At 61.5% G+C, this 5,290-nt stretch carries 7 protein-coding genes; 5 read left to right on the plus strand and 2 right to left on the minus strand.

The features are described 5' to 3' along the window. The coding region (locus ACP16H_RS26340) for a transposase (protein WP_425070187.1) at positions 1-380 on the plus strand (380 nt) is incomplete at its 5' end. Here ACP16H_RS26340 and ACP16H_RS26345 read toward each other — a convergent pair. Then, a complete protein-coding gene (locus tag ACP16H_RS26345) occupies positions 338-1,129 on the minus strand; it encodes a hypothetical protein (protein ID WP_425075104.1) in 792 nt (263 codons plus the stop codon). The genes ACP16H_RS26340 and ACP16H_RS26345 overlap by 43 nt on opposite strands. A 262-nt stretch (positions 1,130-1,391) precedes the next feature. Between ACP16H_RS26345 and ACP16H_RS26350 the strand changes: the two genes are divergently transcribed. From ACP16H_RS26350 to ACP16H_RS26360, 3 genes are all read left to right on the plus strand, one after another. Next, positions 1,392-1,598, plus strand: coding sequence for a cold-shock protein (locus ACP16H_RS26350; protein ID WP_425075105.1), 207 nt, complete (start codon positions 1,392-1,394; stop codon positions 1,596-1,598). After that, the gene (locus ACP16H_RS26355) at positions 1,595-1,840 is read left to right on the plus strand and encodes a hypothetical protein (protein WP_425075106.1); all 246 of its coding nucleotides are present in this window, start codon (positions 1,595-1,597) and stop codon (positions 1,838-1,840) included. Before ACP16H_RS26350 ends, ACP16H_RS26355 begins: the two co-directional genes overlap by 4 nt. Before the next feature lie 200 nt (positions 1,841-2,040). Next, a complete protein-coding gene (locus tag ACP16H_RS26360; RefSeq protein ID WP_425075107.1) occupies positions 2,041-2,298 on the plus strand; it encodes a DUF982 domain-containing protein in 258 nt (85 codons plus the stop codon). Positions 2,299-2,369: 71 nt separating this feature from the next. Here ACP16H_RS26360 and ACP16H_RS26365 read toward each other — a convergent pair whose 3' ends face one another. Continuing rightward, on the minus strand, positions 2,370-3,767 hold the full coding sequence (locus ACP16H_RS26365; RefSeq protein ID WP_425075108.1) for an NAD-dependent succinate-semialdehyde dehydrogenase: 1,398 nt from the start codon (positions 3,765-3,767) through the stop codon (positions 2,370-2,372). Positions 3,768-4,063: 296 nt separating this feature from the next. Here ACP16H_RS26365 and ACP16H_RS26370 point away from each other — a divergent pair, with 296 nt between their 5' ends. Further along, positions 4,064-5,122, plus strand: a complete 1,059-nt coding sequence (locus ACP16H_RS26370; protein ID WP_425072468.1) for an IS110 family transposase — start codon at positions 4,064-4,066, stop codon at positions 5,120-5,122. Positions 5,123-5,290 lie beyond the last annotated feature (168 nt).

Below are 5,290 nucleotides of genomic sequence, written 5' to 3' on the forward strand. Positions count from 1 at the left end.
CGAACGAGGCGATCGGCAGCGTCACCGCAGACGGTGCGTATGATACCCGCAAATGCCACGACGCCATCGCTGACCGCGGTGCCCATGCCGTCATCCCACCCCGCAAAAACGCTAAGTCGTGGAAGGCCGTCACCGCGGGTGCGGTGGCCAGAAACGAGGCCCTGCGAACTTCGAAATACCTCGGCCGCGCTATCTGGCGAAACTGGAGCGGATACCACCGCCGAAGCCGCGTCGAGACCAAGATGCACTGCGTTAAACTGCTGGGGCAGCGCCTCATGGCGCGGGACTTCGACCGACAGGTCGCTGAGCTTCAGGTCCGTATCGCCGTTCTGAACGGCTACACCGCCCTTGGCATCCCTGTCACAGAAGTCGTGGGATAAATCCGTCCGGGGAAAGGGGAACTCCGCTCAGAGACGGTTTTGTGCAACAGAGTCTCGACGTTGCCCCAAAGCCTCCGAGCCTGCTTCGGCGCCAGTCGCCAGAGCCCGTCGATGTCCTGCACGCCAGCTGCGGCGAGACGCGCACCGATGCCTTTTGAGATCCCCGGCAGGTCGCGCAGGTCGAGATGCGACAGGCTTCCCGGCAGGTTCCTTGCCTCGATCAGGGCGAAGCCATCGGGCTTGTTCATCTCGGCCCCAACCTTGGCCAGCAGTTCCGTCGGGGCCATCCCGATGGAGCAGGTCAGTGCCGGGCTGAAGGCATCGCGTAGTGCGGCCTTGATGCGGTCTGACAGCACCTTGCCCTGCGCGGCCTCGCAGGGGGTGAGGTGGCAAACGACCTCGTCGATCGAGCGCACCTTGGCCACGGGCAGGATGGTCCCCACCGCGTCGAGGATACGTTTGTGCAGGCGGACGTAGGCGTCGTGTCGCGCGATGACGAAGATCATGTCGGGGAGGATGGCGCGCGCTTCGCGGATTGATGAACCGGACCTGACGCCATGCGCCTTGGCCTCGCGGCTGACGGCGATGCAGCTGGTGTGCGGCGAATCCAGCGGCACGACGCCCAAGGGTCGCCCCCGCAGGTCTGCATTGAAATGCTGCTCGGCAGAGGCAAAGAAGCTGTCGAAATCAAGGTAGAGCCGTTCGACCTGCGGCAGGCGCGTCACGTGCTCATCCTGATGTTTCGTCATGCCACCTGCCTTTGTGTCTGCTCAGGATATCGCCCTGAGTCGCCGACCGTTCAATGCGCGCCGATACACATTCCTGCCAAGCCGTCCGAGTTTATTTATCCCGGCCCCTTGCCACGGGGCATCAGGCGGCCCACCTATAGAAGGCTTACGTTTCTTCTCTTCGACAGGCTGCTGCCGCTCACGCGGTCCCGGTAAATCGACTTGGATCGACTTTCGCCGGGCTGTCGCATTCCCGTGGGCAGCATGTAACAGGAGACACACGATGGCCAATGGCACCGTGAAATGGTTCAACAGCACCAAGGGCTTCGGCTTCATTCAACCGGAAGATGGCGGCAAGGACGTGTTCCTGCACATCTCCGCCGTGGAACGCGCGGGAATTTCGCGCATCGATGACGGGCAGAAGGTCACCTATGATCTCGAAGCCGGTCGCGACGGCCGCGAGTCTGCATCGAACCTCGAACTCGCATGAGATCGCAGCTGGAAGACCTCGTAGCGGGTATTCCGGCCCGCGACAGCAAGGGGGGCAAGGGCCGGACCGCCGGCAGCGCCCTCCGCACAAAAGGGTCGGGGCCGGAGACGGCCCTCGACAAGACCAGCACTGCCGCCTGGGGTATCCTCGACGAGGAAGCCGAGGCACGCGCGGAAAAGACTGCCCGGCTGAAGGCCGCACGGCAGGCGCGCGACGACAAGCAGGGTGGCAAGACGGACTGACCTTCCGGCTCGGTCGACCCTCAAGGGCTGACCGGGCGACAGGTCCCTCGATCCCACATGGCCGATGCCGCGCATTGATGCGCCACGGCCAGTCGCGGGATGCGGTATGTTTCTCATTCCCGTCCGGTTGGACGGGCAGCGGCGTTGGAGCGACGGGCACCCGGCCCCGCTCCGTCGCGATCAAATCCAAGGACATCAAGATGATGGAAATCCAATGGGGTCAGCCGATGACCCTCATCACGCCGAAAGACAGCACGGTTGAACGTTTCAGCACCATCGAGAAGGCGCGCCATTGGCTCAAGCGCAAGTGGCCGATTGCCGACATCACACGCGACACGGCGCTGGCCCGGATCGACGCTGCCATGGACTGCATGAGCCCGGTCGAAGATGCGCGTCATGCCTTCCTCGTGGCCGCGCTCTGCGCCGGGTATCGCCCAGAGCGCCAGATGGCCGCCTGAGGCAGGCAGCCGTTGACGTGAAAGAAGGGCGGTGGCTTATTGGCCACCGCCCCTTTTTATTCGGATGACGATCAACCCGGCAGAGTGATCGCCTTCGCATTTACGAATTCGGTCATGCCAAAGCCGCCGTGTTCACGCCCATACCCGCTGTCCTTCACACCGCCAAAGGGCATCTCCGGGGTCGCGAGGTTGAAGTGGTTGATGAAGACCATTCCGGTGTCGAAATGCATCTTGGCCAGTTCAACGGCGTGTGCCTCGTTCCGGCTGAAAATCCCGCCGCCGAGACCGAACCGGCTATCATTGGCAATGCGCATCGCATCCTCATCATCCTTTGCCCGAATGACCGAGGCCACAGGCCCGAACAGCTCTTCGTCATAGGCGGGTTGGCCGGGCTTCACGTCGGTCAGAACGGTCGCCGGGTAGTAGTAGCCCGTGCCCTCGGGCATCTCGCCGCCGACGGCGATAGTGGCTCCTTTTGCCACCGAGTCCTGCACCTGCTGGTGCAGCGTCTCGCGCAGATCCTTGCGCGCCATCGGGCCGAGGTCGGTGTCCTCGTCGGTCGGATCGCCGAGTTTCACATCGCCCATCGCTTTGACATAGCCTTCGACGAAAGCGTCATAGACCTTGTCCGTCACGATGAAACGCTTGGCGTTCACGCAGGTCTGCCCGTTGTTGTAGATCCGACCCGTCACGCAGGTCTTCACCGCAAGCTTGACGTCCGCATCTTCGAGGACGAGATATGCGTCGTTCGAGCCGAGCTCCATCACGGTCTTCTTCAGATGCTCGCCCGCTTTGGCGGCGATGATGCTGCCGGACTTGGCGCTGCCGGTCATGGTCACGCCGCGCACCAGCTTGTGGCCGATCAGCGTGTCGGACTGGTCATGGTCGATCCGCATGACGGTGAACAGGTTCTTCGGCAGGCCCGCCTCCTCAAAGATGTCGCGCAACATCATTCCTGAACCGGTGCAGATCCCCGCATGCTTCAGCAGCACGCCATTGCCTGCCATCAGGTTTGCGATGGCGTAGCGCACTGCCTGATAGGCCGGGAAATTCCACGGCTGGATGCCGTAGATTACGCCGATGGGGACCTTCGCGATGACACCCTTGCGGCCATCCTGCAGGTCGCGCGTCTCGTCGGCGAGCACTTCGGGCCCGGCTTCGGCGGTCCAATCACAGATCGCGGCGCAGAGGTCGATTTCGTCACGGCTGTCCGACAGGCGCTTGCCCATCTCGCGGGTCATCAGGGCAGCGAACTCTTCCTTGCGTTCCCGTAGCTTGGCACCAATGGAAGTCAGGATTTCGCCACGCTCGGAGTGCGTCCTCGTCCGCCATGCCTCGAAAGCGGCATGGCAGGCCTCAAGCGCCACGGTCATCTCCTCGTCGGACATGAGTGGATAGGTTTCGACGATCTCCTCGGTGGCCGGGTTCGTCGTCGTCATGGCGCGTTCGGGACTATCAAGGTCCTTCATGTCGTGTCCTTTTCAAAGTGTGGTTGGCACCCAACGCGTCTGACGACACGACGTTCCTGCGCCTCCGGTCACGTGCTGTTGAAGCCGGAAACGCCGATAAGAGTTGCCAGGTTTTCGTGAGCCGACAAAGATCGAGAACATGCGGCTGTCAAATGTCTCCCGGCGCAATCAAGGTCAGCTCTGCCGATGCCGCAATGTAGCACCAGGTTGCCAGTGGGAGGTCAGCTAATGGGATGTACCGGCTGCTTCACCCAGCAGGTTAGGCTGTGCCTATTTCTGCCAGTTGGAGGAGTAGCATGGAAAAGAAAACATTCGATCAGCTGATGTCCATCGGGATCGACATCGGCAAGGATAGGTTCCACCTCGTCGGGTTTGACTGCGATGGCCAATTGGTGTTGCGCAAGCAGATCAAGCGATCGGCACTCGTCGCGACATTCGAGAAGTTGCCGCGATGCATCGTCGGGATGGAAGCCTGCCTGAGCGCTCATTTCGTCAGTCGAACCCTGCGTCAGCTTGGTTTTGAGCCGCGCATCATCCCCGCGATCTACGTGAAGCCTTTCATCAAGGGGCAGAAGAACGACTACAATGATGCCGAGGCGATCGCGGAGGCGGCGCTGCGCCCGAACCTGCCGATCGTGCCTGAGAAGAACCAGGACCAGCTCGACCTGCAAGCCCTGCATCGGGTGCGGTCCCGCTTGGTGTCGCGCCGGACCGCGACCATCAACCAGATCCGCGCCTTCCTGATTGAACAAGGGATCACGGTGCGCAAAGGGCTTCGGGCTTTGAAGAACTCCTTCGAGGTGATCCTCGAGGAACGCAAAGACGAGATCTCGCCGCGCATGCGGGCCATCCTGATTGGCCTGTATGGCGATTGGCTCTGGTTGGACGATCGGATCGAAACCGTTTCGAAGGAGATTGAACAGATCAGTCGGACCGAGGAGAATTGCGTCAACGTCATGACCATTCCCGGTATCGGACCAATGATCTCGACGGCCATGGTTGCGGCGATTGGCACGGGAGAGGCATTCGGGCGCGGACGGGATTTCGCCGCATGGATCGGCCTGGTTCCCAGACAATACAGCACCGGCGGACGAACGGTGCTCGGCCGCATTTCCAAACGCGGCAGTCGATACCTGAGGATGCTGTTCGTTCAGGCTGCCAAGGTCATCCTCATGCGGGCCAATCGATGGCAGGATTTCAGCTTTGGTGATTGGCTGATCCGGGCATCGGAAAGAATGAACAGGAACAAGCTGGCCGTGGCGCTGGCAAACAAACTGGCACGCATGGCCTGGAGCATCCTGAGACACAGAACCGCGTTTGACGCACCACGAGACGAGGTCGCTGTCGGCATCTGAGCCGAGACGGCCCAAAGGAGTTCGCGACAGATCGAAAGCATGGAACGGAACAATTACGCCCCCAGAATCTGACGGCCCATTCGGTCCTTGTGGACCTTTCCGCTAATTAGATCACGGCGCGTGCGTAACCCCAACAAGGCCACGACCCGCGTGTCGATCAACAGGCCG

The organism is Sagittula sp. S175 (assembly GCF_049800975.1).
In the GTDB taxonomy this organism is placed as follows: Bacteria; Pseudomonadota; Alphaproteobacteria; order Rhodobacterales; family Rhodobacteraceae; genus Sagittula.

What these genes read in the sequence shown, in the direction of transcription:
- ACP16H_RS26345 (WP_425075104.1), bottom strand. Translation starts at nt 1,129, where the DNA reads ATGACGAAACATCAGGATGAGCACGTGACGCGCCTGCCGCAGGTCGAA.
- ACP16H_RS26350 (WP_425075105.1), top strand. Translation starts at nt 1,392, where the DNA reads ATGGCCAATGGCACCGTGAAATGGTTCAACAGCACCAAGGGCTTCGGC.
- ACP16H_RS26355 (WP_425075106.1), top strand. Translation starts at nt 1,595, where the DNA reads ATGAGATCGCAGCTGGAAGACCTCGTAGCGGGTATTCCGGCCCGCGAC.
- ACP16H_RS26360 (WP_425075107.1), top strand. Translation starts at nt 2,041, where the DNA reads ATGATGGAAATCCAATGGGGTCAGCCGATGACCCTCATCACGCCGAAA.
- ACP16H_RS26365 (WP_425075108.1), bottom strand. Translation starts at nt 3,767, where the DNA reads ATGAAGGACCTTGATAGTCCCGAACGCGCCATGACGACGACGAACCCG.
- ACP16H_RS26370 (WP_425072468.1), top strand. Translation starts at nt 4,064, where the DNA reads ATGGAAAAGAAAACATTCGATCAGCTGATGTCCATCGGGATCGACATC.